Annotated in this window: 20 protein-coding genes; 10 read left to right on the top strand and 10 right to left on the bottom strand. The window is 68.8% G+C overall.

Translation table 11 applies throughout. From position 1 onward, the window contains the following. The first annotated feature begins 22 nt into the window (after positions 1 to 22). The 4 genes from MHN84_RS05760 to treZ are packed head-to-tail and all read left to right on the top strand — an operon-like array spanning position 23 to position 8,343. Positions 23 to 2,200: an acyltransferase family protein gene (locus MHN84_RS05760; RefSeq protein ID WP_241203669.1), complete on the top strand. Its 2,178-nt coding sequence runs from the start codon at positions 23 to 25 to the stop codon at positions 2,198 to 2,200. Next, a complete protein-coding gene (glgX, locus tag MHN84_RS05765) occupies positions 2,182 to 4,323 on the top strand; it encodes a glycogen debranching protein GlgX (protein ID WP_241203670.1) in 2,142 nt (713 codons plus the stop codon). The genes MHN84_RS05760 and glgX overlap by 19 nt, the downstream gene beginning before the upstream one ends. Next, a complete protein-coding gene (gene treY, locus MHN84_RS05770; RefSeq protein ID WP_241203671.1) occupies positions 4,323 to 6,617 on the top strand; it encodes a malto-oligosyltrehalose synthase in 2,295 nt (764 codons plus the stop codon). Before glgX ends, treY begins: the two co-directional genes overlap by 1 nt. Continuing rightward, positions 6,610 to 8,343 (top strand): malto-oligosyltrehalose trehalohydrolase, encoded by a 1,734-nt coding sequence (treZ, locus tag MHN84_RS05775; protein ID WP_241203672.1) that lies wholly within the window; start codon positions 6,610 to 6,612, stop codon positions 8,341 to 8,343. Before treY ends, treZ begins: the two co-directional genes overlap by 8 nt. On the opposite strand, the gene ilvA is transcribed toward treZ, so the two are convergent. Continuing rightward, complete coding sequence (gene ilvA, locus MHN84_RS05780) at positions 8,331 to 9,623, bottom strand: threonine ammonia-lyase IlvA (protein ID WP_241203864.1); 1,293 nt, start codon at positions 9,621 to 9,623, stop codon at positions 8,331 to 8,333. The genes treZ and ilvA overlap by 13 nt on opposite strands. A 173-nt stretch (positions 9,624 to 9,796) precedes the next feature. Here ilvA and MHN84_RS05785 point away from each other — a divergent pair, with 173 nt between their 5' ends. From MHN84_RS05785 to MHN84_RS05795, 3 genes are read left to right on the top strand one after another with little or no spacing between them, the layout of a single operon-like run. Beyond that, complete coding sequence (locus MHN84_RS05785; RefSeq protein ID WP_241203673.1) at positions 9,797 to 10,435, top strand: HD domain-containing protein; 639 nt, start codon at positions 9,797 to 9,799, stop codon at positions 10,433 to 10,435. Positions 10,436 to 10,473: 38 nt separating this feature from the next. Then, the gene (locus MHN84_RS05790; RefSeq protein ID WP_241203865.1) at positions 10,474 to 11,391 is read left to right on the top strand and encodes an NADP-dependent oxidoreductase; all 918 of its coding nucleotides are present in this window, start codon (positions 10,474 to 10,476) and stop codon (positions 11,389 to 11,391) included. Continuing rightward, positions 11,388 to 11,813: a cupin domain-containing protein gene (locus tag MHN84_RS05795; RefSeq protein ID WP_241203674.1), complete on the top strand. Its 426-nt coding sequence runs from the start codon at positions 11,388 to 11,390 to the stop codon at positions 11,811 to 11,813. The genes MHN84_RS05790 and MHN84_RS05795 overlap by 4 nt, the downstream gene beginning before the upstream one ends. Here the strand turns inward: MHN84_RS05795 and MHN84_RS05800 are convergent. Next, positions 11,788 to 12,768: a GlxA family transcriptional regulator gene (locus MHN84_RS05800; protein WP_241203675.1), complete on the bottom strand. Its 981-nt coding sequence runs from the start codon at positions 12,766 to 12,768 to the stop codon at positions 11,788 to 11,790. The two genes, MHN84_RS05795 and MHN84_RS05800, sit on opposite strands and share 26 nt — an antisense overlap. A gap of 81 nt (positions 12,769 to 12,849) precedes the next feature. Here MHN84_RS05800 and MHN84_RS05805 point away from each other — a divergent pair, with 81 nt between their 5' ends. Next, a complete protein-coding gene (locus tag MHN84_RS05805) occupies positions 12,850 to 13,080 on the top strand; it encodes a hypothetical protein (protein WP_241203676.1) in 231 nt (76 codons plus the stop codon). Positions 13,081 to 13,099: 19 nt separating this feature from the next. On the opposite strand, the gene dnaE is transcribed toward MHN84_RS05805, so the two are convergent. From dnaE to lspA, 5 genes are all read right to left on the bottom strand, one after another. Next, positions 13,100 to 16,636, bottom strand: a complete 3,537-nt coding sequence (dnaE, locus tag MHN84_RS05810; protein WP_241203677.1) for a DNA polymerase III subunit alpha — start codon at positions 16,634 to 16,636, stop codon at positions 13,100 to 13,102. A 92-nt stretch (positions 16,637 to 16,728) separates the two neighbouring features. After that, the gene (locus MHN84_RS05815) at positions 16,729 to 17,352 is read right to left on the bottom strand and encodes a TetR/AcrR family transcriptional regulator (protein WP_241203678.1); all 624 of its coding nucleotides are present in this window, start codon (positions 17,350 to 17,352) and stop codon (positions 16,729 to 16,731) included. A 52-nt stretch (positions 17,353 to 17,404) separates the two neighbouring features. After that, positions 17,405 to 18,295, bottom strand: coding sequence for an EamA family transporter RarD (gene rarD / locus MHN84_RS05820; protein ID WP_241203679.1), 891 nt, complete (start codon positions 18,293 to 18,295; stop codon positions 17,405 to 17,407). Further along, positions 18,292 to 19,221 carry an RluA family pseudouridine synthase gene (locus tag MHN84_RS05825; protein ID WP_241203680.1) on the bottom strand — a complete coding sequence of 310 codons (930 nt, stop codon included), beginning with the start codon at positions 19,219 to 19,221 and terminating at the stop codon, positions 18,292 to 18,294. The genes rarD and MHN84_RS05825 overlap by 4 nt, the downstream gene beginning before the upstream one ends. Continuing rightward, positions 19,218 to 19,814, bottom strand: a complete 597-nt coding sequence (gene lspA, locus MHN84_RS05830) for a signal peptidase II (protein ID WP_374238318.1) — start codon at positions 19,812 to 19,814, stop codon at positions 19,218 to 19,220. Before lspA ends, MHN84_RS05825 begins: the two co-directional genes overlap by 4 nt. Positions 19,815 to 19,847: 33 nt before the next feature. On the opposite strand from lspA, the gene MHN84_RS05835 reads away from it, so the two are divergent. Then, on the top strand, positions 19,848 to 20,732 hold the full coding sequence (locus MHN84_RS05835) for an asparaginase (protein WP_241203682.1): 885 nt from the start codon (positions 19,848 to 19,850) through the stop codon (positions 20,730 to 20,732). Here the strand turns inward: MHN84_RS05835 and MHN84_RS05840 are convergent. Continuing rightward, on the bottom strand, positions 20,697 to 22,085 hold the full coding sequence (locus tag MHN84_RS05840; protein WP_241203683.1) for a DNA polymerase IV: 1,389 nt from the start codon (positions 22,083 to 22,085) through the stop codon (positions 20,697 to 20,699). The two genes, MHN84_RS05835 and MHN84_RS05840, sit on opposite strands and share 36 nt — an antisense overlap. Before the next feature lie 32 nt (positions 22,086 to 22,117). Between MHN84_RS05840 and MHN84_RS05845 the strand changes: the two genes are divergently transcribed. Continuing rightward, positions 22,118 to 22,324 (top strand): RNA-binding S4 domain-containing protein, encoded by a 207-nt coding sequence (locus MHN84_RS05845; protein ID WP_241203684.1) that lies wholly within the window; start codon positions 22,118 to 22,120, stop codon positions 22,322 to 22,324. A gap of 3 nt (positions 22,325 to 22,327) precedes the next feature. Here the strand turns inward: MHN84_RS05845 and ileS are convergent, their stop codons facing one another. Continuing rightward, positions 22,328 to 25,444 (bottom strand): isoleucine--tRNA ligase, encoded by a 3,117-nt coding sequence (gene ileS, locus MHN84_RS05850; RefSeq protein ID WP_241203685.1) that lies wholly within the window; start codon positions 25,442 to 25,444, stop codon positions 22,328 to 22,330. A 218-nt stretch (positions 25,445 to 25,662) separates the two neighbouring features. After that, positions 25,663 to 26,271, bottom strand: coding sequence for a hypothetical protein (locus MHN84_RS05855; RefSeq protein WP_241203686.1), 609 nt, complete (start codon positions 26,269 to 26,271; stop codon positions 25,663 to 25,665). Between the last annotated feature and the right edge of the window lie 43 nt (positions 26,272 to 26,314).

Genomic DNA, 26,314 nt, shown 5'->3' on the forward strand with positions numbered 1-26,314 from the left:
TTCGGTAGATTAGCCGTCGATCATGAAGACCCTCTCCTCCGCCCGGCCCGCTGCGACGGCTCCGGTGACCCAGATGGGGACGCGGAGCTCCGGGTTCTATCGCCACGACCTCGACGGGCTGCGCGGTGTCGCGATCGCGTTGGTCGCGGTGTTCCACGTGTGGTTCGGGCGGGTGTCCGGCGGCGTCGACGTGTTCCTGGTGCTGTCCGGATTCTTCTTCGGCGGCCGGCTGCTGCGCGGCGTGCTCAGCCCCGGGCCGATCCCGCGCCCGGTGCCCGAGATCACCCGGCTGATCCGGCGGTTGCTGCCCGCACTCGTCGTGGTCCTCGCGGCCTCGGCGGTGCTGACGATCCTGATCCAGCCCGAGACCCGCTGGGAGACCTTCGCCGATCAGAGCCTGGCGAGCCTGGGCTACTACCAGAACTGGGAGCTGGCGGCGACCGCGTCGAACTACCTGCGCGCAGGCGAGGCGGTCAGCCCGCTACAGCACATCTGGTCGATGTCGGTGCAGGGCCAGTTCTACATCGCGTTCCTCGCGCTGATCCTCGGCTCGGCCCTGCTGTTCCGGCGCGTGTTCCGACGATCACAGGGCCGGCACATGCGGGCCGCGTTCGTCGTGCTGCTGAGCGTCTGCGCGATCGCATCGTTCGTCTACGCGATCATCGCGCACGACGCCGACCAGTCCACCGCGTACTACAACAGCTTCGCCAGAGCCTGGGAGCTGTTGCTCGGCGCCCTCGTCGGAGCCGTCGTGCCGTCGCTGCGCTGCCCGATGTGGTTGCGCACCCTGGCCGCAGTGGTGGGGCTCGGCACGATCCTGGCATGCGGGGCGCTGATCGACGGGGTGAAGGAATTCCCCGGCCCGTGGACGCTGGTGCCGGTGGGCGCCGCCCTACTGTTCATCCTGTCGGCCGCCAACCGCTACGCCGACCCGCACACCGACGGCCGCATCCCCGCGCCGAACCGCCTGCTGGCCAGCGCCCCGTTCGTCGCGCTCGGCGCCATGGCCTACTCGCTGTACCTGTGGCACTGGCCGCTGCTGATCTTCTACCTCGCCTACACCGGACGCCCGTCGGTGAACGTTGTCGAGGGTGCCGGCGTGCTGCTGGTGTCGGGTGTGCTGGCCTGGCTGACCACGCGGTATGTGGAGGAGCCACTGCGCAGCGGGCGGAGCCAGCCCGCGCGGCCCAAAGCGCCGCGGTTGCCGCTGCGCACCCGGTTACGGCGCCCGACGATCGTGCTGGGCTCGACCGTCGCCCTGCTGGGCGTCGCCCTGACCGCGACCTCGTTCACCTGGCGCGAGCACGTCACCGTGCTGCGGGCCAACGGTCAGGAGCTCCTGGGGCTGTCCCCGCGCGACTACCCCGGCGCGCGCGCACTGATCAACCACGTCCGCGTACCCAAGCTGCCGTTCCGCCCCACGGCACTCGAAGCCAAGAACGACGTCCCCGAATCCACCACCGACGGCTGCATCAGCGACTTCGACAACGTCGACGTCATCAACTGCACCTACGGCGACAAAGCCGCCACCCGCACCATCGCGCTCGCCGGCGGCTCCCATGCCGAACACTGGATCACCGCCCTCGACCAGCTCGGCAGGACGCACCACTTCAAGGTCGTCACCTACCTGAAGATGGGTTGCCCGCTGACCACCGAGAAGGTCCCGCTGGTGATGGGCAACAACGACCCCTACCCCAAGTGCCACCAGTGGAACCAGCGGGTGATGGCCAAGCTGATCGCCGACAAACCCGACTTCGTGTTCACCACCTCCACGCGGCCGTGGAACATCAAACCCGGCGACGTCATGCCGTCCAACTACCTCGGCATCTGGAAAGAATTGTCCGACAACGACATTCCGATTCTCGGCATGCGCGACACACCCTGGATGGTGCGCGACGGCGAACCGTTCTTCCCGTCGGACTGTCTCGCCGACGGAGGTGATGCCATCTCCTGCGGAATCAAGCGATCCGAAGTACTGTCGGACCATAACCCGACGCTGGACTACCTCGCCCGGTTCCCGTTGCTCAAGCCGCTCGACATGAGCGATGCGGTGTGCCGTCCGGATTACTGCCGAGCCGTGGAGGGGAACGTGCTGATCTACCACGACGCTCATCACATCTCGGCGACCTACATGCGCACCATGACCGGCGAACTGGGCCGGCAGCTGGGCGTCGCGACCGGATGGTGGCCCGTCGGATGACCACCGTCTGGCCCGGTACGCCCTATCCCCTGGGTGCCACCTACGACGGCGGGGGCACGAACTTCTCGCTGTTCTCCGAGGTCGCCGAGCGGGTCGAGCTGTGCCTGATCGCCAAGGACGGCACCGAGACGCGGGTCGAGCTCGACGAGGTCGACAGCTACGTCTGGCACGCCTACCTGCCCGGGGTCAATCCGGGGCAGCGCTACGGGTTCCGCGTGCACGGTCCCTGGGATCCCGCCTCCGGCCACCGCTGCGATGCCAGCAAGTTGCTGCTCGACCCGTACGGCAAGGCGTTCCACGGCGATTTCGCGTTCTCTCAGGCGCTCTATTCGTACGACCTCGACGCCGACGACCTGGCCGGCGGCGGTGTACCGCCGCGCGTCGACTCGCTGGGCCACACGATGACCAGCGTCGTGATCAACCCGTTCTTCCACTGGGGCTCCGATCGAGCTCCGCGCACCCCGTACCACGAGACGGTTATCTACGAGGCGCACGTCAAGGGCATGACGCAGCAGCATCCGGGCATCCCCGAGGAGCTGCGCGGCACCTACGCCGGGTTGGGCCACCCCGCGATCATCGACCACCTCAGGTCGCTCAACGTGACCGCGATCGAACTGATGCCCGTCCACCAGTTCATGCACGACCACCGGCTGCTCGACCTCGGATTGCGAAACTACTGGGGCTACAACACGTTCGGCTTCTTCGCCCCGCATCACCAATACGCGGCCGCCACCCACGCCGGCGGCGCCGTCTCCGAATTCAAGACGATGGTGCGGTCCTTCCACGAGGCGGGCATCGAGGTCATCCTGGACGTGGTCTACAACCACACCGCCGAAGGCAATCACCTCGGGCCCACCGTGAACTTCCGCGGGATCGACAACGCCGCCTACTACCGACTGCTCGACGAAGACCGCAGGTATTACAAGGACTTCACCGGCACCGGCAACAGCCTCAACGCCCGCCACCCCCACACGCTGCAGCTGATCATGGACTCACTGCGCTACTGGGTCCTGGAGATGCACGTCGACGGCTTCCGCTTCGACCTGGCCGCGACGCTGGCCCGCGAGTTCTACGACGTCGATCGGCTCTCGGCGTTCTTCGACCTCGTCCAACAGGATCCGGTGGTCAGCCAGGTGAAGCTGATCGCCGAGCCGTGGGACATCGGCGAAGGCGGTTACCAGGTCGGTAATTTCCCAGGTTTGTGGACGGAATGGAACGGGAAGTATCGCGACACTGTGCGCGACTACTGGCGGGGAGAGCCCGCAACCCTTGGTGAATTTGCGTCCCGGCTGACCGGGTCGTCCGACCTCTACGAGGCAACCGGCCGGCGGCCGAGTGCCAGCATCAACTTCGTCACCTGCCATGACGGGTTCACCCTGAACGACCTGGTCTCCTACAACGAGAAGCACAACGAGGCCAACGGCGAGGACAACCGGGACGGTGAGAGCCACAACCGGTCGTGGAACTGCGGTGTCGAAGGACCCACCGACGACCCCGAGATCGTCGCGCTGCGGGGCCAGCAGATGCGCAACATCATGGGCACGCTGATGCTCTCCCAGGGCACCCCGATGATCGCCCACGGCGACGAGATCGGCCGCACCCAGCAGGGCAACAACAACGTCTACTGCCAGGACTCCGAGCTGTCGTGGATGGACTGGTCGCTGTGTGAGACGAACGCCGATCTGCTCGAATTCACCCGCAAGGTGATCAGATTCCGCGCCGAGCACCCCGTGTTCCGCCGGCGCCGTTTCTTCGAGGGCAAACCGATCCGCACCGGAGACCAGGTTCGCGACATCGCCTGGCTCACCCCGTCGGGCAAGGAGATGGACTACGCCGACTGGGAGACCGGCCTGGGCCAGTGCGTGGCGGTCTTCCTCAACGGTGAGGCGATTCCCGCGCCCGGCGCACGCGGTGAGCGGATCATCGACGACTCCTTCCTGCTGTGCTTCAACGCCCATGGTGAGGAGCAGGACTTCGTTGCGCCTCAAGACGATTACGCCAAGGAGTGGGTGGCCGACCTGGACACCGCCGACCCCCGCGGTGCCGGCGGGGTGACGGTGGCTGCCGGCGAGAAGATCACACTCGCGCCCCGGTCCCTGCTCGTGTTGCGTAAGACCGCCTGATGGCCGTCCTGTCCACCTACCGCCTGCAGATGCGCGGCGCGGCCAGCGGTGAGGCCTTCACGTTCGCCGACGCCGAGAAGCTGGTCGACTACCTGGCCGAACTCGGGGTGTCGCACCTGTATCTCTCCCCGATCCTGACCGCCGCGGAAGGCTCGACGCACGGCTACGACGTCACCGATCCGACCACGATCTCCGCCGAACTCGGCGGTGCAGAAGGGTTTTCCCGCCTCGTGTCCACCGCCCGCGCGGCGGGCCTCGGTGTGATCGTCGACATCGTGCCCAACCACGTCGGCGTCGACGTGCCCCGGCAGAACGCCTGGTGGTGGGACCTGCTCACCCACGGACGCCAGTCGTCGTACGCGTCGTACTTCGACATCGACTGGACGTTGGATCCCGACGGCAGGATCGTGCTCCCGGTGCTCGGCTCCGACGACGACGTCGCGAACCTGACCGTGGACGGCGACACGTTGCGGCTCGGTGATCTGGTCTATCCCATCGCCCCGGGGACGGCCGACGACGGCGCCTCCGGTGCGCAGGTGCACGACCGGCAGCACTACAAGCTGATCGGCTGGCGCCACGGCATCTGCGGATACCGCCGGTTCTTCTCCATCACTTCGCTGGCCGGGCTGCGACAGGAAGACCGCGCGGTGTTCGACGCCACGCACGTCGAGGTGAAACGCTGGTTCGACGAGGGCCTGGTCGACGGTATCCGGATCGACCACCCGGACGGATTGTCCGATCCCACAGGCTATCTGGGCTGGCTGCGGGAGCTCGCGGGACCGCAGGCGTGGATCGTGATCGAGAAGATCCTCGCCGTCGACGAGCCGCTGGACCCGAGCCTGCCCGTCGCAGGCACCACCGGCTACGACGCGCTGCGCGAGGCGGGCGGCGTCTTCGTCGACCCCACCGGTGAGCCGTCGCTGACCGAGCTGGTCTCCTCGGCCGGTCTGGACTACGCCGGCATGGCCGACGAGGCGCGCCGACTCAAGGTCGACGCCGTGACCGTCACGCTCGCCAGCGAACTGGCGCGGCTGCGCCGAGCCGTCGTGGCCAGCACCGGACGTGACCACGAGCTGCTGCCCGAGGCGATCGCCGAACTGCTCAGCCACATCGGGGTGTACCGCTCCGACTACCTGACCCTGTCGCTGGTGCTGCCGGCCGCGCTCGCCGAGACCACGGCGGCGCGCCCTGATCTGGCGGAACCGTTGACGCTGCTGACCGCAGCGGTGACGCCCGGTTCGGAAGTCGGTGTGCGGCTGCAGCAGCTGTGCGGCGCGGCGACCGCGAAGTCGATGGAGGACTGCCTGTTCTACCGCGACGCCCGGCTCGTCTCGCTCAACGAGGTCGGCGGAGAGCCCGAGCATTTCGGGGTCAGTGCCGCGGAGTTCCACGCCCGGGCGCAGGCACGCGCGGCACTGTGGCCGTCGGCGATGACCACGCTGTCCACCCATGACACCAAGCGCGGCGAGGACGTCCGGGCCCGGATCGGTGTGCTCTCGCAGGTGCCCTCGCTGTGGACGGAGATGGTGCAGGGCTGGGAACGCCTGACGCCCTCCCCCGATCCCCTGACCGGACTCTTTCTGTGGCAGAACATCTTCGGCGTCTGGCCGGTCGATGGAACCGTGACGGACGAGCTGCGGGAGCGGCTGCACGCCTACACCGAGAAGGCCATCCGCGAGGCAGCGCTGCACACGACGTGGAACGATCCCGACACCGAGTTCGAGACCGCGGTGCACAGCTGGCTCGACAGCGTGCTGGACGGGCCCGTCGCCACCGAACTGACCGCGCTGGTGAAGCGGCTGGACCAGCACGCGCGCGGAGATGCGTTGGGCCAGAAGCTCATCGCCCTCACCGGCCCCGGGGTGCCGGATGTGTACCAGGGCACCGAGCTGTGGGAAGACAGCCTGGTCGATCCCGACAACCGGCGCGCCATCGACTACCCGGCGCGGCGCGCCGCGTTGAGCGACGGCGGCCACCCGAAGATGCGGGTGGTCACCGAGGCGCTGCGGTTGCGCAGGGAACGCCCCGAGACGTTCCTGGCCGGCGGCTACCGCCCGGTGCCCACCGACGGCACCCGCGCCGAGCACCTGGTCGCGTTCGGCCGGGGCCAGGACGTCGTGGTGGCCGTCAGCAGATGGACCACGCGGCTCACCGAATGGGGGGACACGACAGTGACACTCGCCGAGGGAACGTGGACCGACCGGCTGAGCGGTCGTACGCATTCCGGCACCGTGCCGGCCGCCGAGTTGTTCGGTGACCTCCCGGTCGCTCTGTTGGTGCGCGCCGATGCCTGAGCACGAGTTCGCAGTGTGGGCGCCGCGGCCCGACCGGGTGAGCCTTGACCTCGAGGGCACGCTGCACCCGATGGAGCGCAGCGACGACGGATGGTGGCGGGCGAGGGTGGAGGCCGCACCGGATGCGCGCTACGGATTCGTCCTCGACGACAACCCGAAGGTGCTGCCCGATCCCCGATCGCCGCGTCAGCCCGAAGGCGTGCACGAACGCTCGCAGCTGTGGGAACCCGCAGCCGACGCGTGGTCCGACAGCGAGTGGGCCGGGCGGTCGATCGAAGGTGCGGTGATCTACGAGCTGCACATCGGCACCTTCACCCCGGCCGGCACCCTGGACGCCGCGATCGACAAGCTGGACTACCTCGTCGACCTCGGCGTGGACTTCGTGGAAGTCATGCCGGTCAACGCCTTTGGCGGCACCCACGGCTGGGGCTATGACGGCGTCCTCTGGTACGCCGTGCACGAACCGTACGGCGGCCCCGATGCCCTGATTCGCTTCGTCGACGCCTGCCACCGGCGCGGGCTCGGTGTGCTCATCGACGCGGTGTTCAACCACCTGGGCCCCTCGGGCAACTATCTGCCTGAGTTCGGCCCGTACCTCTCCTCGGGCTCCAACCCGTGGGGCGAGTCGATCAACATCGGTGACGCGGGTGCTGATCAGGTGCGCCGCTACATTCTCGACTGTGCGCTGCGCTGGATGCGTGACTTCCATGCCGATGGTCTGCGCCTCGATGCCGTGCACGCATTGGTCGACACCACCGCGATCCACATCCTCGAAGAGATGTCGGCCGAAACCGATTCTCTGGCAGCCGATCTGGGCAGGCCGCTGTCGTTGATCGCCGAGAGCGACCTCAACGACCCGCGTCTGATCACCCCGCGCGACCAGGGCGGGCTGGGCATGACCGCGCAGTGGGACGACGACATCCACCACGCGATCCACACCGCCGTATCCGGTGAGCGGCAGGGCTACTACGGCGACTTCGGCACTTTGGAGACGCTCGCGCAGACGCTGCGACACGGCTACTTCCACGCCGGCACGTTCTCGTCGTTCCGGCAACGCCGCCACGGCAGACCGCTGGACACGGCCACGATCCCGGCGACCCGCCTGCTCGCCTACACGCTCACCCACGACCAGGTGGGCAACCGGGCCATCGGTGACCGGCCGTCGCAGAACCTGACCACCGGTCAGCTGGCCGTCAAGGCGGCGCTCGCACTGGGATCCCCCTACACCGCGATGCTGTTCATGGGTGAGGAGTGGGCGTCGTCGTCACCGTTCCAGTTCTTCAGCAGCCACCCCGAGCCCGATCTGGCGCGGGCGACCGCCGAGGGGCGCAAGAAGGAGTTCGCCGACCACGGATGGGACGCCGACGAGATCCCCGATCCGCAGGATCCGGCGACGTTCGAGCGGTCCAAGCTGAACTGGGACGAGGTCGACGAGGGTGACCACGGCCGGCTGCGGGCGTTCTATCAGAGCCTGATCGCGCTGCGCAGATCCGAACCCGATCTGGCCGATCCGTGGCTCGACCATCTCCGCATCGACTACGACGAGGATGCGCGCTGGTTCGTGATGCACCGGGGTGCCTTCGCCGTGGTCTGCACCCTCGGGGACAGCGACGTCGACGTGCCGGTCACCGGTGACGCGGTGCTCACGTTCGGCGACGCGGAGGTCGGCACGGACGCCACCCGCATGGGCGGGCACGCCGTCGCGGTGCTGCGTCAGGTCAGGTAGCGGTACGTCGGCGAACCCGGCTCGAGCAGCTCGACATGGCACTCCGAGGTGTTCATCCGCGACAGCAAGCCCTCGAGGTCGGACGCTGAGCCCATCTCGATGCCGACCAGCGCTTCGCCGGTCTCCCGGTTGTTGCGCTTGACGTACTCGAACAACGTGATGTCGTCGTTGGGGCCCAGTACTTCGTCGAGGAAACGGCGCAGCGCGCCCGGCTCCTGCGGGAAGTCGACCAGGAAGTAGTGCTTGAGCCCCAGATGCACCAGGGACCGCTCGAGCACCTCGCCGTAGCGGGACACGTCGTTGTTGCCGCCCGAGATCAGGCACACCACCGTGGCGCCCGGCTCGATGTCCGCCTCCACAAGCGCTGCCACCGACAGCGCACCCGCGGGCTCGGCGATGATGCCCTCGTTCTGGTACAGATCGAGCATCGCGGTGCACACCGCACCCTCGTCGACCGTGGTGATCGACACCATGTCGCCCGCAGCAGAGAGCGCGGCGAACGGGAGCGTGCCGACCCGGGCCACCGCGGCGCCGTCGACGAACTGATCGACGTCGGTCAACGTCACCGGCTCCCCGGTGGCCAGCGCGGCCACCAGCGCCGCCGCACCGGCCGGCTCGACGCCCAGCACCGACGTCGTCGCCGTGCGCTCGGCCAGATACGTGGTCACGCCGCTGATGCAGCCACCGCCACCGACCGGCACGATCATCAGGTCGGGCTCCGTACCCAACTGCTCGAGGATCTCGACCGCGATGGTGCCCTGCCCGGCCATCGTGCGCAGATCGTCGTAGGGCGGCACCAGCGTCGCCCCGGTTCGGGCGACGTCGTCGCGGGCGGCCTCGGCGGCAAGGTCATAGGTCTTGCCGCCGACGATGAGCTCGATGAACTCCCCGCCGTGATAGCGGATGCGGTTGCGCTTCTGCTTCGGTGTCTTGGCCGGCACGTACACCCGGCCGTGCACGCCCATCGACCGGCAGGCCAGCGCGAACCCCTGCGCGTGGTTGCCCGCCGACGAACACACGACGCCGGCAGCCTTCTCCTCCGCGCTCAGCTGCATCAGCAGGTTGTAGGCGCCACGCAGCTTGTACGAGCGCACGGCCTGCAGATCCTCGCGCTTCAGGTACACCTGCGCGCCGGTCAGCGCCGAGAGCCGGTCGCTGTACTGCAGCGGGGTCTTCGACACCACGCCCGAAATTCGCTGAGCGGCCTCGTCGATGTCGGCGGCGCGCAGCGGCGCGCCGGCCAAATCGAATCGTGGGCTCTGGCTCAGCTCGGTGGACACGCCGACCATGGTGCCACCGGATGCTCCTGCAGCGGAAATGCCGGACTTCGACACACCCGATGCCATGTCCACATCCGAGGGATTCACGGCCCGAAGAGGGCGGCGCGGCGGCACCGGTGAGAACGAGCATGGAGGGCACAGAAGCCGCCGCACTGACGAGAAAGGTACCCCCCATGGACGTCCTCACTACCGAACTGAGCGTTCCGGACACCCCCGCCGTGGCTCAGGCGACCCGTCTGGTCCGCGACATGGCCGGCCCCTTGATCTACCACCACTCCCGCCGTGTCTACTTCTTCGGCCAGATGCACGCCCGGCTGCAAGGACTGCACCCCGATCCCGAGCTGCTCTACCTGGCCGCGCTGTTCCACGACACCGGGCTAGCGACCCCGTACTGCGCGAAGGAGCAGCGCTTCGAGGTCGACGGCGCCGACCACGCCCGCGCGTTCCTGCTCGACCACGGCTTCACCTCCGCCCAGGCCGACACGGTGTGGACGGCGATCGCCCTGCACACCACCCCCGGAATCCCGGACCGCATGGGAGCCGAGATCGCCGCCACCCACCTCGGCGTACTCACCGACGTCATCGGGGCCGGGCTCGACCGCCTCGACCCCGCTCAGGTCGACCTCGTGCTCGCCCAACACCCGCGCGGCGACTTCAAGAACGCATTCCTGCGCGCCTACTTCGACGGCATCAAGAACCGGCCCGAGACGACCAACGGCACCGTGAACTCCGATGTGCTGGAACACTTTCAGCCCGACTTCCGGCGCGTCACGATGGTCGACCGCGTGCTGGGCGCCGGCTGGCCGAGCTGATGACGGGCGCCGAGATGCACACTGAGATGCACGCCGAGATGCACGCGCTGACAGCCGAGGGCCGGCACAACGGCCTGACACTGACCACCGCTCCCTACCCGCACGCCGCGGAGAACGACGTCGTGGTGGCTGTCCACGCCGCTGGGTTCACACCCGGCGAGCTGGAGTGGCCGACGACGTGGACCGACCGGGCCGGCCGGAACCGCGCACCATCCATACCCGGCCACGAAGTGTCCGGCGTGGTCGTCGAATTGGGTTACGGCACAACGGGTCTGTCCCTCGGACAGCGGGTGTTCGGGCTCACCGACTGGGCCCGTAACGGCACCCTGGCCGAGTACGTGGCCGTCGAGGCACGCAATCTCGCCCCGCTGCCCGCGGACATCGAGCACACCGTGGCCGCGGCACTGCCCGTCTCCGGGCTCACCGCCTGGCAGGCGCTGTTCGTCCACGGCCGGATCGAGCCCGGTCAGACCGTGCTGGTGCACGGGGCCGCGGGCGGCGTCGGATCGATCGCCGTTCAACTCGCGCGCGAGGCCGGTGCCCGCGTGATCGGCACCGGCCGCACCCGCGACCGCGATGTCGTGTCCGGGCTGGGCGCCGACGTGTTCGCCGCTCTCGACGACGACCCATGGGACACACTCGGTCCGGTCGACATGGTGCTCGACGTCTTCGGCGGGGACATCGCCCTGCGATCCGGGGCCCTGCTGCGCCCCGGTGGCTCGCTGGTGTCGATCGCCGAACCGGTGCGCGCGGCACCCGACGGTGTCCGGACGGTGTTCTTCGTCGTCGAACCCGACCGGACCCAGCTCGCCGAGATCGTCCAGCGGGTGCGGTCGGGACGGCTGCGGCCACTCGTCGGTGAGATCCGGCCGCTGGCTGAGGCTGCCGACGCGTTCAGCGCACCCCGGCGGGTTCCGGGCAAGACGATCATCACGGTGAGCGGAGAGCGGTCATGAGGCGGCCGGGCGCAGTGACGGTGACCGTCATGACCGCGGCAGCGCTGGTCGCCGGTTGCTCCCCCGCCGCCCACGCTGACGTCCCCCGCGAGACGGTGTTGCCGCTGTTCTCCGCGCCGCTGCCGGACATTCCGGGCGAGACGCTCACGTCGATGCTGGTGAGCTTCCCCGCGAAGGCGCGCGCTGCGCCGCACCGCCACGGCGACGCGTTCGTCTACGCCTATGTTCTCGATGGGTCGCTGCGCAGCCAGCTCGACGGGCAGCCACCGCAAGTCTTCCACCGCGGCGAGAACTGGTCCGAACCGCCGGGCGCGCACCACGTGCTGACCGAGAACGTCAGTGCCACCGAGGAAGCGAGGCTGCTCGTGGTCTTCGTCGCGCCCACCGGGGCTGCGCTCAAGAGCGACGATCCCGGCCACTGACGCGCTGCGCGGTGCTGAACCGGCGCCGATAGGCGGTGGGGCTCAACCCCAGCTCCCGAGCGAAGACGCGGCGCATGCTCTCGTAGCTTCCGAAGCCGGCGCCCGTCGCCGCCTCGGTCGCGGTGTGGCCCCGATCGAGCAGCGCCCTGGCCAGGTCGAAGCGGACGCTTTCGACGTAGCGCGCCGGCGTGGTGGCCAGTTCCTCCCGGAACAGCCGCGTGAGGTGACGTGAGCTGACGTGCAGGTACTCGGCGAGCGCGTGCAGCGAATGGTCGCCGGACGGGTCCGCGGTGACCCGGTCGGTGATCGTCCGCACATCGGGTGACTGCGGGGGTGGCACCTGAAGCGGCGCGGAGAACTGCGACTGGCCGCCCGAGCGCTGCAAGTAGACAACCAGGAGCCGGGCCACCTGGCGGGTGAGATCTGCCCCGTGGTCCTCCTCCACCAGCGCCAGCGCGAGATCTATGCCCGCCGTCACCCCTGCAGAGGTGTAGACGCGACCGTCGCGCACGTAGATGGCGTCGGGCTCCACCCGGCACGTCGGGCACTGCGCAGCCAGCTGGTGGGCGACCTTCCAGTGTGTGGTCGCCCGCTTGCCGTCGAGCAGACCCGCGGCGGCCAGGAGAAAGGCCCCGGTACAGATCGACACGATCCGACGCGCGCCCGCGGCCGGCCGAGCCGCCGCAACGGCCAGGTCGGCGGGTACGCGGGTGCTCGGATAGAGGTCGGAGCCGGGCACCACGTAGATGTCGGGTTCGGCAATGTCGGCGACGGCCGCGTCGACGGCCACCCTCACGCCCTGGTTGGACGTCACGTCAGCGCCGTGGGGTGACACCAGCGTCAGTGCATACGGAGCGCCGAGACGGGTCGCCTCGGTGAAGACCTCGCCCGGTCCAGCGACGTCGAGGAGACTCACGCCGTCGTACACCAGGATCGCGACGGAGCGCACGACCATCGCCCGATTATCTGCTGAACGGACACGCCACATCACAGTTTCGGCTAGCCGAAACCTCATCTACGGGCTATCGTGGACCACATGACCACCGCGCAGGAATTCGGCGATGCCGTGAGCCGGCCCGCCGGCACGGTCTCGATCGCCGGCGTGCTGTGGCCCACCTACAAGGTGGTGGCGTTGGTCGTCGGTCTGATCGTCTTCGCCGCCGTGGCCGTGGTGACGTCGACAGCCGCTGCGGCGGTGCTCAGCGGCGCGGGCGCGGCAACCGTGGTGTGGCTCACCGCGGGTCTGCTGAGCTCTTCCGAGAGCTGACCGCCCCGGCCCGGCGCGTTCACCCGCCGAGGCAACCCGGCCCGAGCAACTCCTTGAGGTCTCCCATCAGCGCCGACGACGGCGTCACGCGCAGGGATTGATCCAGTTCCAGCGTGGTGATGCGCTCCCCGCTGATCAGGCGCAGATGCACCTGAGCGGTTCCCGGATGCCGCGCCAGCACCTGCTTGAGCGCACTGACCTTGTCGACCGTGCACTGCCGCGTCGGAAGGCTCACCGCGACCGGCCGGTTGACCTGCGCGCTGGAGAAGTCGGGGACGATCAGCTCGTTGGCGATCAGCGAGATCCGGTCGTCGCGCTTGGCCACCTTGGCGCCGATCAGCACCACCACGTCATCGGCGATCTCGGCGCCGAACATCGAGTACGTCTGCGGGAAGAACAGCACCTCGATACCGCCGGAGAGGTCCTCGATCTGTGCCGACGCCCAGGGCAGGCCGTTCTTGTTCACCCGCCGGTTGACCGAGGCCAGGATGCCGCCGACGCGGACCTGGGTGTCGTTGGCGATGTCGCCTTCCAGAATCGCCGGGATCTGGGTGTCGACCTGCGCGGCCAACAGGTGCGCGATCCCGTTGAGCGGATGCCCGGACACGTAGAGGCCCAGCATCTCGCGCTCCAGTGCGAGCTTGTGCTTGTCCTCCCACTCATCGTCGGGCACCTTGATCGTGAAGACCGATTCCGTCTCGGAATCACCGCCCCCGAAGAGGTCGAACTGCCCCATCGCCTCGGCCTTCTTGGTGCCGAGCACCGAGTCGACCGCGTCGGTGTGCACGAGGAACAAACCCTTGCGCGGATGCCCCAGCGAGTCGAAGGCCCCGGCCTTGATCAGCGACTCCGTCACCTTCTTGTTGCAGGCGGTGATGTCGATCTTGTTGAGGTAGTCCGAGAAGTCGGCGTACTTGCCCTTCTCGGCACGCGTATTGACAAGGGAAGCAACGACATTGGCGCCCACGTTGCGCACCGCACCGAGCCCGAAGCGGATGTCGTCGCCCACCGAGGCGAAGTTCTGCACCGACTCGTTGACGTCCGGCGGCAGCACCGTGATGCCGAGGCGCCGGCAGTCGGCCAGATACACCGCGGCCTTGTCCTTGTCGTCGCCGACCGAGGTGAGCAGACCGGCCATGTACTCGGCGGGATAGTTCGCCTTCAGGTAAGCGGTCCAATAAGACACCAGCCCGTACCCGGCGGCGTGCGATTTGTTGAACGCGTACCCGGCGAACGGAAGGATGGTGTCCCACAACGCTTTCACCGCGGCGGCGGAGAATCCGTTGGCCGTCATGCCCTCCAGGAAGCCCTTGTACTCGGCTTCGAGGACCTCGAGCTTCTTCTTGCCCATGGCCTTGCGCAGCGCATCGGCCTTGCCCATCGAGTAGCCGGCGACCTTCTGCGCGATGAACATGATCTGCTCTTGGTAGACGATCAGACCGTAGGTCTCGGCCAGGATCTCCTTGAGCGGTTCCTCGAGTTCGGGGTGGATGGGCTTGATCGCCTGGCGCCCGTTCTTGCGGTCGGCGTAGTCGTTGTGGGCGTTCATGCCCATCGGGCCGGGCCGGTACAGCGCCAACACGGCGACGATGTCGTTGAACTCCGTGGGCTGCATGCGGCGCAGCAGGTCGCGCATCGGCCCGCCGTCGAGCTGGAACACCCCGAGCGTGTCACCGCGGCCCAGCAGTTCGTAGGCCTTCGGGTCGTCGAGAGCGAGCGATTCGAGGTCGACGTCCTCGCCGCGGTTGGCCTTGATGTTGTCGATGCAGTCGCCGATGATCGTCAGGTTGCGCAGCCCGAGGAAGTCCATCTTCAGCAGGCCGATGGCCTCACACGACGGGTAATCCCAGCCGGTGATGACCGCACCGTCCTGCGGACGCTTCCACAGTGGGATGGCCTCCATCAGCGGCTCGGAGCTCATGATCACCGCGCAGGCATGGACGCCTGCGTTGCGGACGAGGCCCTCGAGCCCCCGCGCGGTCTCGTAGATCGTCCGGACGTCGGGGTCGGTGTCGATCAGCGCGCGGACTTCGGCGGCTTCCTTGTACCGCTCGTGGGTCGGATCGGTGATGCCGGACACCGGGATGTCCTTGGCCATGATGGGCGGCGGCAGCGCCTTGGTGATCCGGTCGGCGATCGCGAAACCGGGCTGACCGTAGTGCACCCGCGCCGAATCCTTCAGCGCAGCTTTGGTCTTGATCGTGCCGAACGTGATGACCTGGGCAACCCGGTCGCTTCCCCACTTGTTCGCCGCGTAGCGCAGCATCTCGCCGCGCCGACGGTCGTCGAAGTCGATGTCGATGTCGGGGGCCGACGGACGCTCGGGGTTGAGGAACCGTTCGAACAGCAGGCCGTGCGGAATGGGGTCGATGTTGGTGATGCCCATCGCGTAGGCCACCAGCGAACCCGCGGCCGAACCGCGGCCCGGGCCGACGCGGATGCCCACGGAGCGGGCGTAGTTGATGAGGTCGGCGACGATGAGGAAGTACGCCGGGAAGCCCTTGTCGCAGATGACCTTGATCTCGTACTCGGCACGGTCGAGGTACTCCTCCGGAACGGGCGCGCCGTGGAACCGTCGCTCCGCCAGTCCGGTCATGACCTCATGGGTGAGCCAGGACCCTTGGTCGTGGCCATCGGGCACCGGGAACACCGGCATCCGGTCCTTGGGCGCCCAGACGTCGGTGTAGGGCTGGACGCGTTCGGCGATGAGCAGCGTCGAGTCGCAGGCGCCCGGCACCTGGTCGTCCCAGAGCGCCCGCATCTCGGCGGCCGACTTGAGGTAGTAACCGTCCCCGTCGAACTTGAACCGGTTCGGATCCGAGAGGGTCTTGCCGGTCTGGATGCACAGCAGCGCCTCGTGGTTCTGCGAGGCGTCCCGGGTGACGTAGTGGCAGTCATTGGTGGCCAGGGGACGGATGTCGAGCTTCCTGCCGATCTCCAGCAGGCCCTCGCGGACGCGGCGCTCGATGTCGAGGCCGTGGTCCATCAGCTCGAGGAAGAAGTTCTCGGGACCGAAGATCTCCCGCCACTTGGCCGCCGCCTCGAGCGCTTCTTTCTGATGCCCCAGCCGCAGCCGGGTCTGCACTTCCCCCGACGGACAGCCGGTGGTGGCGATGATGCCCTCGGCGTGTTCGGCGATGATCTCGGCATCCATTCGGGACCACTTGCCGAGCTGGCCCTCGAACGACGCCAGCGATGACAGCTTGAACAGGTTGCGCAGCCCCGTCGCGTTCTCCGCGACCATCGTCATGTGCGTGTAGGAACCGCTGCCCGAGACGTCGTCGGACTTCTGGCTCGGATCGCCCCACAGCACGCGCTTGGTGTCGAAACGGGAGGCCGGCGCGATGTAGGCCTCGATACCGATGATCGGCGTGATGCCGGCATCGGTCGCCGCGTTGTAGAACTCGCTGGCGCCGAACATGTTTCCGTGGTCGGTCATGCCGATCGCGGGCATCTCGAGACGCTGGGCCTCGGCGAGCATCGGCTTGACCTTCGCGGCGCCGTCCAGCATCGAGTACTCGGTGTGGTTGTGGAGATGCACGAATGACCCGCTCATAGGCAGGCCAGTCTATGGCCGCGCACCGACACCGTCGGGCGTGTCGCCGGGCGTGTTCCCGGGCGTGTCTCGAGCAGGTCTCGAAGGGTGCGTCAGCGCCCGCCAGACTGCGCCGTCAGCAATTGGTCATCAAAGGCATTCAACAGTTGCCTGGCAACCATTGGACCCTTTCCGTCGCGGGCCACGAATCCCGCGTGGAACGCGATCCCCCAGAACACCGACGCGAGCAGATCGGCAAGCCCGCGGGCGCCGTCGTCCGACACGGCAGCAGCCAGTGAGCCGTAGAACCCGTGAATCGCCGCGATCACCGACTCGGCGGTCGGGCTGCGGTGCACGCCTCGACGCTGCTCGACCTGCACTGTCACCAGGAAACGCAGCGCGCCGGGGTCCTCCCCGCAGAGGCGCACGACCTCTTCGGTGAACGCGACGAGTTGCCCGCGGGAATCCGACCGCTGCCGCGCGTGCGCGATACAGGCCGTGATCTGCGCGTGCACGGCCTGGACCAGCGTCTCGTAGACCTGGTCGCGGGTCTGGAAGTAGTAGTGGAGCGTGGGTCTGCTGACCCCGGCTCGCACCGCGATCTGCTGGAACGTCGCCGCGGGATAACCACACTCGGTGATGACGTCCCGCGCGGCCCGCACAATGGTCTGCCGGGTCCGCTCGGAATCCGCACCCACGGGGCGGCCGCGGCCCCTCGTGCCGGTCGCGGAGTCCACGAGCAAACGTTAGGACATTGCTGCCAGCGGGTCAATCAGCAAACCGGCAAAACTAGGCGGCACACGGATCCTGGACCCGGCGTTCGGCGCGGGCGCGCCGCACCGCGTCGAGGGTGAACACCGCGAGCGCCACCCAGATCAACGCGAAGCCCAACCAGCGTGCCGGCGGCATCGGTTCGTGGCCGACGAGCACCCCCCAGGACAGCTGCATCGCCGGTGTCAGATAGAACAACAGCCCCAGCGTCACCATCGGCAGCCGTTGGGCGGCGGCGGCGAACAGCAGCAACGGCAGCGCCGTCAGCAGACCCGAGAGCACCAGCAGCAACGCGTGCGGCGCTCCGTGATCGCCGAACGTCGCATGACCGGACAGCGTCAGCACGACCACGTACGCCAGCGCGAACGGCGTCGCCAGCCCGGCTTCCACCCCCACGCTGACGCGGGGATCGGTCGGCACCAGCTTCTTCACCGCGCCGTAGAGGCCGAACGACAGCGCCAGCCCCAGCCCGATCAGCGGCGGCGAACCGACCTCGACGGTCAACACCACGACCGCGACCACCGCGATCGTCAGCGCCCCGATCTGCCAGCGGTTCAGCCGTTCCCGGAAGATGAGCATCCCCAGCGCGATGGACACCAGTGGGTTGATGAAGTACCCGAGTGCGGCGTCGACGACGTGTCCGTTGTTGACCGCGTAGACATAGATCAGCCAGTTCATCGAGATCAGCGCGGCCGCGGCGGTCAGCAGCAGCCACACCCGTCCGGTGATCCGCCGGAGATCGCCGAGGCGGCGCACGACGGCGACCACGACCACCATCAGCAGGAAACTCCAGATGATGCGGTGCGCCAGCACCTCCACTGCGCCGGCCGGCTTGAGCAGCGGAAAGAACGCGGGGAACAGTCCCCACATGCCGTAGGCGCCGGCGCCGAATAGCAGGCCCGATCTCACCGTCCGGGACCGCGCAAGACGTCCAGGGCCTGCTGCAGATCGGCGGGGTACGGGCTGGTGATCTCGATCTGCCTGCCGTCGGCGGGATGGGCGAACGCCAGAGAGCGGGCGTGCAGCCACTGCCGGGTCAGGCCCAGGCGGGCGGCCAGCGTCGGGTCCGCGCCGTAGGTCAGGTCCCCGCAGCAGGGGTGGTGCAGTGCGGCGAAATGCACGCGGATCTGGTGAGTGCGCCCGGTCTCGAGGTGGATGTCGAGCAGGCTGGCGGCCTGGTGGGCTTCGAGCGTGTCGTAGTGGGTGACGCTGTTGCGGCCGCCCTCGACCACCGCGAACTTCCAATCATGGCCGCGGTGACGCCCGATCGGCGCGTCGATCGTGCCGCTGGACGGATCGGGGTGGCCCTGCACCAGCGCGTGGTAGCGCTTGTCGACCGTGCGCTGCTTGAAGGCCCGCTTGAGCACCGTGTAGGCACGTTCGGACAGCGCCACCACCATCACCCCCGACGTACCGACGTCGAGCCGGTGCACGATGCCCTGACGTTCATGGATGCCCGAGGTGCTGATCCGGAACCCGGCGGCGGCCAGTCCCCCGAGCACCGTCGGGCCGTGCCAGCCGACGGTCGCGTGTGCTGCCACCCCCGGGGGTTTGTCGACGGCGACGATGTCGTCGTCGGAGTACAGGATGGCCATGCCCTCGATGTCCTCGGGCACGTTCTCGACCGGCGGCGGCGCCTCGGGCAGCCGCACCTCGAGCCATGCGCCCGCGATGAGCTTGTCGGACTTGCCCGCCGGCGCCCCGTCGAGTTCCACCCCGCCCTCTTCGGCCAGCGTCGCGGCCGCCGTCCGGGACAGCCCCAGCAGCCGTGCGAGACCCGCGTCGACCCGCATGCCCGCGAGGCCCTCGGGCACCGGCAAGGACCGTGTGGTCATTGCTCGGTGTCGCCGGCGCGGCGCCGGCCGGGCCTGTCGAAGTCGAACCCGAACAGCGAGAGGGCCACCAGCAGGATCGCCCCGCCCACCACCGACGGGTCGGCGACGTTGAAGACGGGCCACCATCCGATCGACAGGAAGTCGACGACGTGGCCGCGCAGCGGGCCGGGCGAGCGGAAGAACCGGTCCACGAGGTTGCCCATCGCGCCGCCCAGGATCATGCCCAGCCCGAGCGCCCACCACGGCGAGACGAGCCGGCGCCCCATCCAGATGATGCCCACCACCACGCCGATGGCCACCAAGGTCAGCACCCAGGTGTAACCGGTCGCCATCGAGAACGCGGCCCCGGAGTTGCGGACCAGCGTCCACGTCACGGTGTCGCCGATGATGGAGACGGGCTGTCCGGGGGTCAGCAGTTCGACCGCGAGGATCTTGGTGACGATGTCGACCACCAGCACCACGGCGGCGACCCCCAGGAGCAGGCGCAGCCGCCGGCGCGGGGTCTCGGCCCCGGAATCGGCTGCCGGCGGGTCCGCGGCATCGCCGGTCGCCGGTTCGGCCGGGCTGGAGGATTCGTCAGTCACGCCGTCCATCATCGCAAAGCGGCGATGGGGAAGAATCCAGCCATGGCCCGCCTCGTCGTGATCGCCACCGGCGGCACCATCTCCACCAGTGCCGATGCCGACGGCGTCAAGCGTCCCACCCGGTCGGGTGCCGAGCTGACCGCCGGTCTCGACGTCGAGGTCGTCGAAGCCTTGCGCACCGACAGCTCCCAGATGGTGCCCGCCGACTGGGACGTCATCGCCGCCGCCGTGCACGAGGCGGCCGAGAGTGCCGACGGGATCGTCGTCACCCACGGCACCGACTCCCTCGAGGAGACCGCGCTCTGGCTGGCGCTCACATACTCGGGAGCGGTGCCGGTGGTGCTGACCGGTGCGCAGCGCAGCGCGGATGCCCCGGACGCCGACGGCCCGGCCAATCTGCGCCACGCGCTCGCCGTGGCGGCCGATCCGACGATGCGCAGCAATGTGGTGGTGGCGTTCGCCGGTGAGGTTTTCGCAGCGCTCGGGCTCACCAAGGTGAGTACGGACAGCGACCAGAGCTTCGCGGGGCGCACGCCCGGAGGACGCCCGCACCTCGGTGCGCTGCGTGCGGCCGACGCACCGCGGGTCGACATCGTCGCCGCGTATCCCGGCGCGGACAGCGCCGCGCTGGACGCCTGCGCAGCGGCCGGGGCCCGCGGTGTCGTGGTCGAGGCGATGGGCGCCGGCAACGTGGGCACCGCGCTGATCGAGGGGGTGCGGCGGCACTGCGCGGCCGGCGTCGCGGTGGTGGTGTCGACGCGGGTGCCCGGCGGCCGGGTCACCGCCGGCTACGGCCCCGGCCATGACCTGGTGACCGCGGGTGCGGTGCTGGTGCCCACGGTGCGGCCGCCGCAGGCACGCGTGCTGCTGATGGCGGCGCTGGCCGCCGGCTCACCGGTCGACGATGTCTTCGCCCGCTGGGGTTGACTCCGCGCCGAGCTGATCGACGAACTCCGGCCAATCCAGGCTGTCGACGGGATTGGCCCGTGACAGCGCAGGGTCGTCGCCGGAGAACGTGCGGGCGATGCCGGGGCCGTGTGCCCGGGTCTCGAACCGCACCGTCAGCACGCCGTGCCCGGCGCCCTGCACCCAGCCGTGCCCGTACCCGGTGTGGGCCACGTCGTCGCCGATCCGCCAGGCCGGTGCGGTCGCCGCGACGTCGGTCACCGTGTCCGGCACCCCCGCGTCGGAGGTCTGGGACGCGGCGATGAGCCCGGGATCGGCGAACAACGGCTCCTGCCGCACCTCGGTCAGCCCCGAGAACCCTACGCCGACAAGACGAACCGGGCCGATCTCCACCGGGTCGAGCAGCAGCTTGCGCGCGGTGCCGATGAGCGTCGCCGCCTCGGTGGTCGCGTACGGCAACGTGGCCGACCGGGTCAGCGTGCTCATGTCCGAGCGCTTGAGCTTGACCGTGATGGTGCGCGCCCCGCGGCCGTCCTTCTCCAGCCGGCGGTGCGCGTGATCGCCGATCGGCCCGATCGCCTCGCGCAGCTGCGCCAGCGTGATCAGGTCCTCGGCGAACGTCGACTCGGCGCTGATCTGCTTGGCCGGGGCGTTCTCGGCGACCGGCCGGTCGTCGACACCGCGGGCCAGCCGGTGCAGTGCCGGTCCGACCGTGGCGCCCAGGACGTCGGCCACCTCCGCTTCGGTGAGCGCGGCCAGCGCGCCGATCGTCTCGATGCCGAGCCGGTGCAGCCTGTCCTCGGCCACCGGGCCGATCCCCCACAGCCGCCGGACGGGCAGACCGGCCAGCAGCGGCACCTCCTCGTCACGGTCGACCACCCGCACGCCGTCGGGCTTGGCCAGGCCCGACGCGATCTTGGCGATCTGCTTGCCCGACCCGGCTCCCACCGAGGCCACCAGGCCGGTCGCCTCCCGCACGTCGGCCCGTAACCGCTCGCAGAACGCCTCGACCTCGCCGGCACTCGCACCCGCCAGCTCGACCGGTTCCCCGAAGGCTTCGTCGTAGGAAAGCTGTTCGAGCACAGGCACTCTCGCCCGCACCGTGTCGAAGACCCGGCGGCTGGCCAGCCCGTAGACCACGCCGCGGGGCGGCAGTACCACCGCGCCGGCGCCCACCAGACGACGTGCCTGGTGCATCGGCATCGCCGACCGCGCCCCGAACCGGCGTGCCTCGTAGCTGGCCCCAGCCACCACGCCCCGGCCACCCAGACCGCCGACGAGCACCGGCCTGCCACGCAGCGTGGGCCGCGTCAGCTGCTCCACCGACGCGAAGAACGCGTCCATGTCCAGGTGCAGGACCCATCGCGCGCCCACACCGCTGACTGTAGGCGGCTAGCGTGGGCGGCGTGCACGACGTACCGATCCGCGACGAGACGATCCGCCTCGGCCAGTTCCTGAAGCTGGCGAACCTGATCGACAGCGGCGCCGACGCCAAGGGCGTGATCTCCGACGGACTGGTCGCCGTCAACGACGTCGTCGAGACGCGGCGCGGCCGTCAACTCAGGGCCGGGGACGTCGTCAGCTTCGGCGGACAGAGCGCGCGGGTCGGCTGACCGTCAGACCTTCTGGAGGCTGACCCGGACCCCGTCACCGATCTCGGCACCGTCGACGGGCTCGCCGAACGAGAAGTCCGTCGCGAGGATCTCCCCCGCGATCAGCCCGGCGTGCGCATGCGCCCACGGCTGTTTGTCGGCGGGTACGGACATCACGACCCGGATGCGATCGGAGACGTCGAGTCCCGAGGTCTTTCGCAACTCCTGCAGCTCACGGACGCGGTCCTTGGCCCAGCCTTCGGCCTCCAGTTCCGGGGTCAGCGTGCCGTCGAGCACCACCAGACCGGCACCGTCGGGCAGCGCCGCGGTCCACTGCGGATCGGCCGCGACCAGCCGGGACGTGAATTCCTCGGGCAGCAGCACCGCGGGTCCGGCGGTCAAGGTGCCATCGGCGTTGAGCACGCCCTCCCCCGCCTTGACCGCCTTGATCGCGGCCTGCACGTCCTTGCCGATCCGCGGGCCGGCCGCACGGGCGTTGACGGCCAGCTCGAACCGGCCGTGCGCGGCGATGTCGTCGGTCAGCTCGACCGCCTTGACGTTGAGCTCGTCGGCCAGCAACTCTCGATACGCCGTCAACCGATTCGGATCATCAACGGCAACAACGAGTTTCGGTAGAGGTAGGCGCACCCGCAGCTTCTTGGCCTTACGTAGCGACGAGCCCACCGAGGCCACCTCGCGCACCAGGTCCATGTCGGCGACCAGCTGGGGATCGGCGGGCAGGGTGTCGGGTTCCGGCCAGTCGGTCAAATGCACCGATCGTTCGCCGGTGAGGTCGCGCCAGATCCGCTCGGTGGCCAGGGGCAGCAGCGGCGCGGCGAGCCGGCACGTCACCTCCAGCACGGTGTGCAGGGTGTCGATGGCGTCGCGGTCCTCCTCCCAGAACCGCGAACGCGACCGCCGCACATACCAGTTCGTCAGCGCCTCGGTGAACTGGCGGAGCTGGTCGCAGGCCATCGAGATGTCGCAGACGTCCATCGACTCCGTCAGCTCGTCACGCAGCACCGCGAGCTTGGCCAGGATGTAGCGGTCCAGCACATGGGTGGAGTCGGTGCGCCAGGTCCCTTTCTGCGGGGCGTAGAGCGCAAGGAAGGAGTACGCGTTCCACAGCGGGAGGAGCACCTGCCGCACGCCTTCGCGGATGCCCTGCTCGGTGACCACGAGGTTGCCGCCGCGCAGGATCGGCGATGCCATCAGGAACCACCGCATCGCATCGGAGCCGTCCCGGTCGAACACCTCGGTGACGTCGGGGTAGTTGCGCAGCGACTTGCTCATCTTCTGGCCGTCGTTGCCCAGCACGATGCCGTGGCTCACGCACGTGCGGAACGCCGGGCGGTCGAACAGTGCGGTGGCCAGCACGTGCAGCGTGTAGAACCAGCCGCGGGTCTGACCGATGTACTCGACGATGAAGTCGCCGGGGAAGTGCGACTCGAACCACTGCTGGTTCTCGAACGGATAGTGCACCTGCCCGTAGGGCATCGAGCCCGAGTCGAACCACACGTCGAAGACGTCCTCGATGCGCCGCATCGTGGAACGGCCGGTCGGATCGTCGGGATTGGGCCGGGTCAGCTCGTCGATGTAGGGCCGGTGCAGGTTGTCCGGGCGTACCCCGAAGTCGCGTTCGAGTTCGTCGAGGCTGCCGTAGACGTCGACTCGAGGATAGGCCGGGTCGTCGGACTTCCAGACCGGAATCGGACTGCCCCAGTAGCGATTTCGAGAGATGGACCAGTCGCGGGCGCCGGCCAACCACTTGCCGAACTGCCCGTCCTTGACGTGCTCGGGATACCAGGTGATCTCCTGGTTGAGCTCGACCATCCGATCCCGGATCTCGGTGACCTTGATGAACCACGACGACACCGCGCGGTAGATCAGCGGATTGCGGCACCGCCAGCAGTGCGGATAGGAGTGCTCATAGGTGTCGTGACGCAGCAGCACCGCGCCGTTGGCAGCCGCCGGGCCGGTGCCGTTCTTCAGGTCGCGGATGATGTGCGGGTTCGCCTCGAAGACGTGCTGACCCTGGTAGTCGGGCACGGTCGCGTCGAAGCGGCCCCGCGCGTCGACGGGGGTGACGGCCTCGATCCCGCCCGCCGACGCGGTCGTCATGTCGTCCTCGCCGTAGGCCGGTGACATGTGCACCAGGCCGGTGCCGTCCTCGGTGCTGACGAAATCGGCGGGCAGCACGCGAAAGGCGTTGAGCGAGGTCATGAAATACGGGAACGGCGGGGCGTAGGTGACCTCGAGAAGGTCGCGACCGGTGTAGGTGGCGACCACCGTGGGCTCCTCCCCCAGCTCCCGCGTGTAGGAGCCGAGCCGGGCTTCGGCGATCACGTAGCGCCGTCCGTCCTGCTCGACGACGACGTAGGTCACGTCGGGGTTGACCGCCACGGCCTGGTTCGACGGCAGCGTCCACGGGGTGGTGGTCCAGATCAGCAGATGGGCGCCGATCAGGTCCGGCTGGGGACCCCCGGTGATGCGGAAGCCGACGGTCAGCGCCGGGTCCTGCCGGCTCTGGTAGACGTCGTCGTCCATCCGCAGCTCGTGGCTCGACAGCGGGGTCTCGTCGTTCCAGCAGTACGGCAGTACCCGGTAGCCCTCGTAGGCCAGCCCCTTGTCCCACAGCTGCTTGAACGCCCACAGCACGGACTCCATGAACCCCAGATCCAGGGTCTTGTAGTCGTTGTCGAAGTCGACCCAGCGGGCCTGGCGGGTGACATAGCTGCGCCACTCGTCGGTGTACTTCAGCACGGACGCGCGGCAGGCGTCGTTGAACTTCTCGATGCCGAGTTCCTCGATCTGCGCCTTGCTGGTGATGCCCAGCTGACGCTGCACCTCCAGTTCGGCGGGCAGGCCGTGGGTGTCCCAGCCGAACCGCCGCTCGACCTTGTACCCGCGCATCGTCCGGTAGCGCGGCACGATGTCCTTGACGTAGCCGGTGAGCAGGTGACCGTAGTGCGGCAGACCGTTGGCGAAGGGCGGCCCGTCGTAGAACACGTACTCCGGCGCATCGTCGCGCTGGGCGATGCTCGCACGGAACGTGTCGTCACGGTCCCAGTAGTCGAGGACGCCGAGTTCCAGGCTCGGGAAGTCGGGCGATCCACTCGCCGGCTTGGGGTACGCACTCACCGTCTGTCTCCTGTGCCACTTGCAGGCACGGGGACGACGTCGCGCGGTGCGCGAGCGCCGCGGTACCACCCCGCTTGCGCACCTGCGGTGCGCCGCTCGTTCGCAGGCTGTGACGGGCCCACCCGTTCGGGTCTAGTGAGCGCTCGGCGCGCCGTTCTTCCGAAGGCTCCCCGGTGATGGCCGGATCGACGCCAGTGCCGCCAGTCTAGCGGGGACGGTTACAGCGGCGCGCCGGCGTCGGAGGTGATCTCGATCAGCGCGAGGCCGAACTGTTCGGCCAGCTCCTCGACCGAGTAGGCGTCGAACCGGGCGGCGTCATAGGTCCAGTCGACCTGCAGGGCGTCAGCCGTGCGTCGGACGTCGATCTGCAGGGCGGCGGTGTCCGAGGCGACGACCGCTCCGTCGAGCAACAGAGCGATGTCGGCGGGTGCATCGGAGACGGCCTCAGACAGGGCGTCAGAGAGTGCATTGTGCGCCCCCTGCAGCATCTCACTGGGCCCCATCGGCATGCCGGCCGCGCACAGCAGCGTCACCGCACGAGGCGATCCGAAGGCCTTGCTGCGGACGGCCACCGCGACAGCGCCGTCCCCGCGGGTGCGGCCCAGCGTGCGCCCGAGGGCGGCGAGCAGGATCTCCTCGGCCCGTACACCGAGCCACTCCGCCGCTCCGTCGAGTTCGGCGGCGAGTTCGCTCGATGCAGCGCTCGCGTGGGTGACCAACTGGGCAGGGGCCGACGGCGCCGCCCCCCGGTCGAAGATGTCCAACGCTATCGGCGCCGCAATGGCCAAGGCGTGCTTGACCTCGTCAGGCAGGAAGGGAGCGACCATGCAGCTAACCGTAGCGCGGATGTCCCAGAATTGGGAGACTGCT

Origin of the sequence: Mycobacterium sp. PSTR-4-N (assembly GCF_022348085.1) — a bacterium.
Classification (GTDB): domain Bacteria; phylum Actinomycetota; class Actinomycetes; order Mycobacteriales; family Mycobacteriaceae; genus Mycobacterium.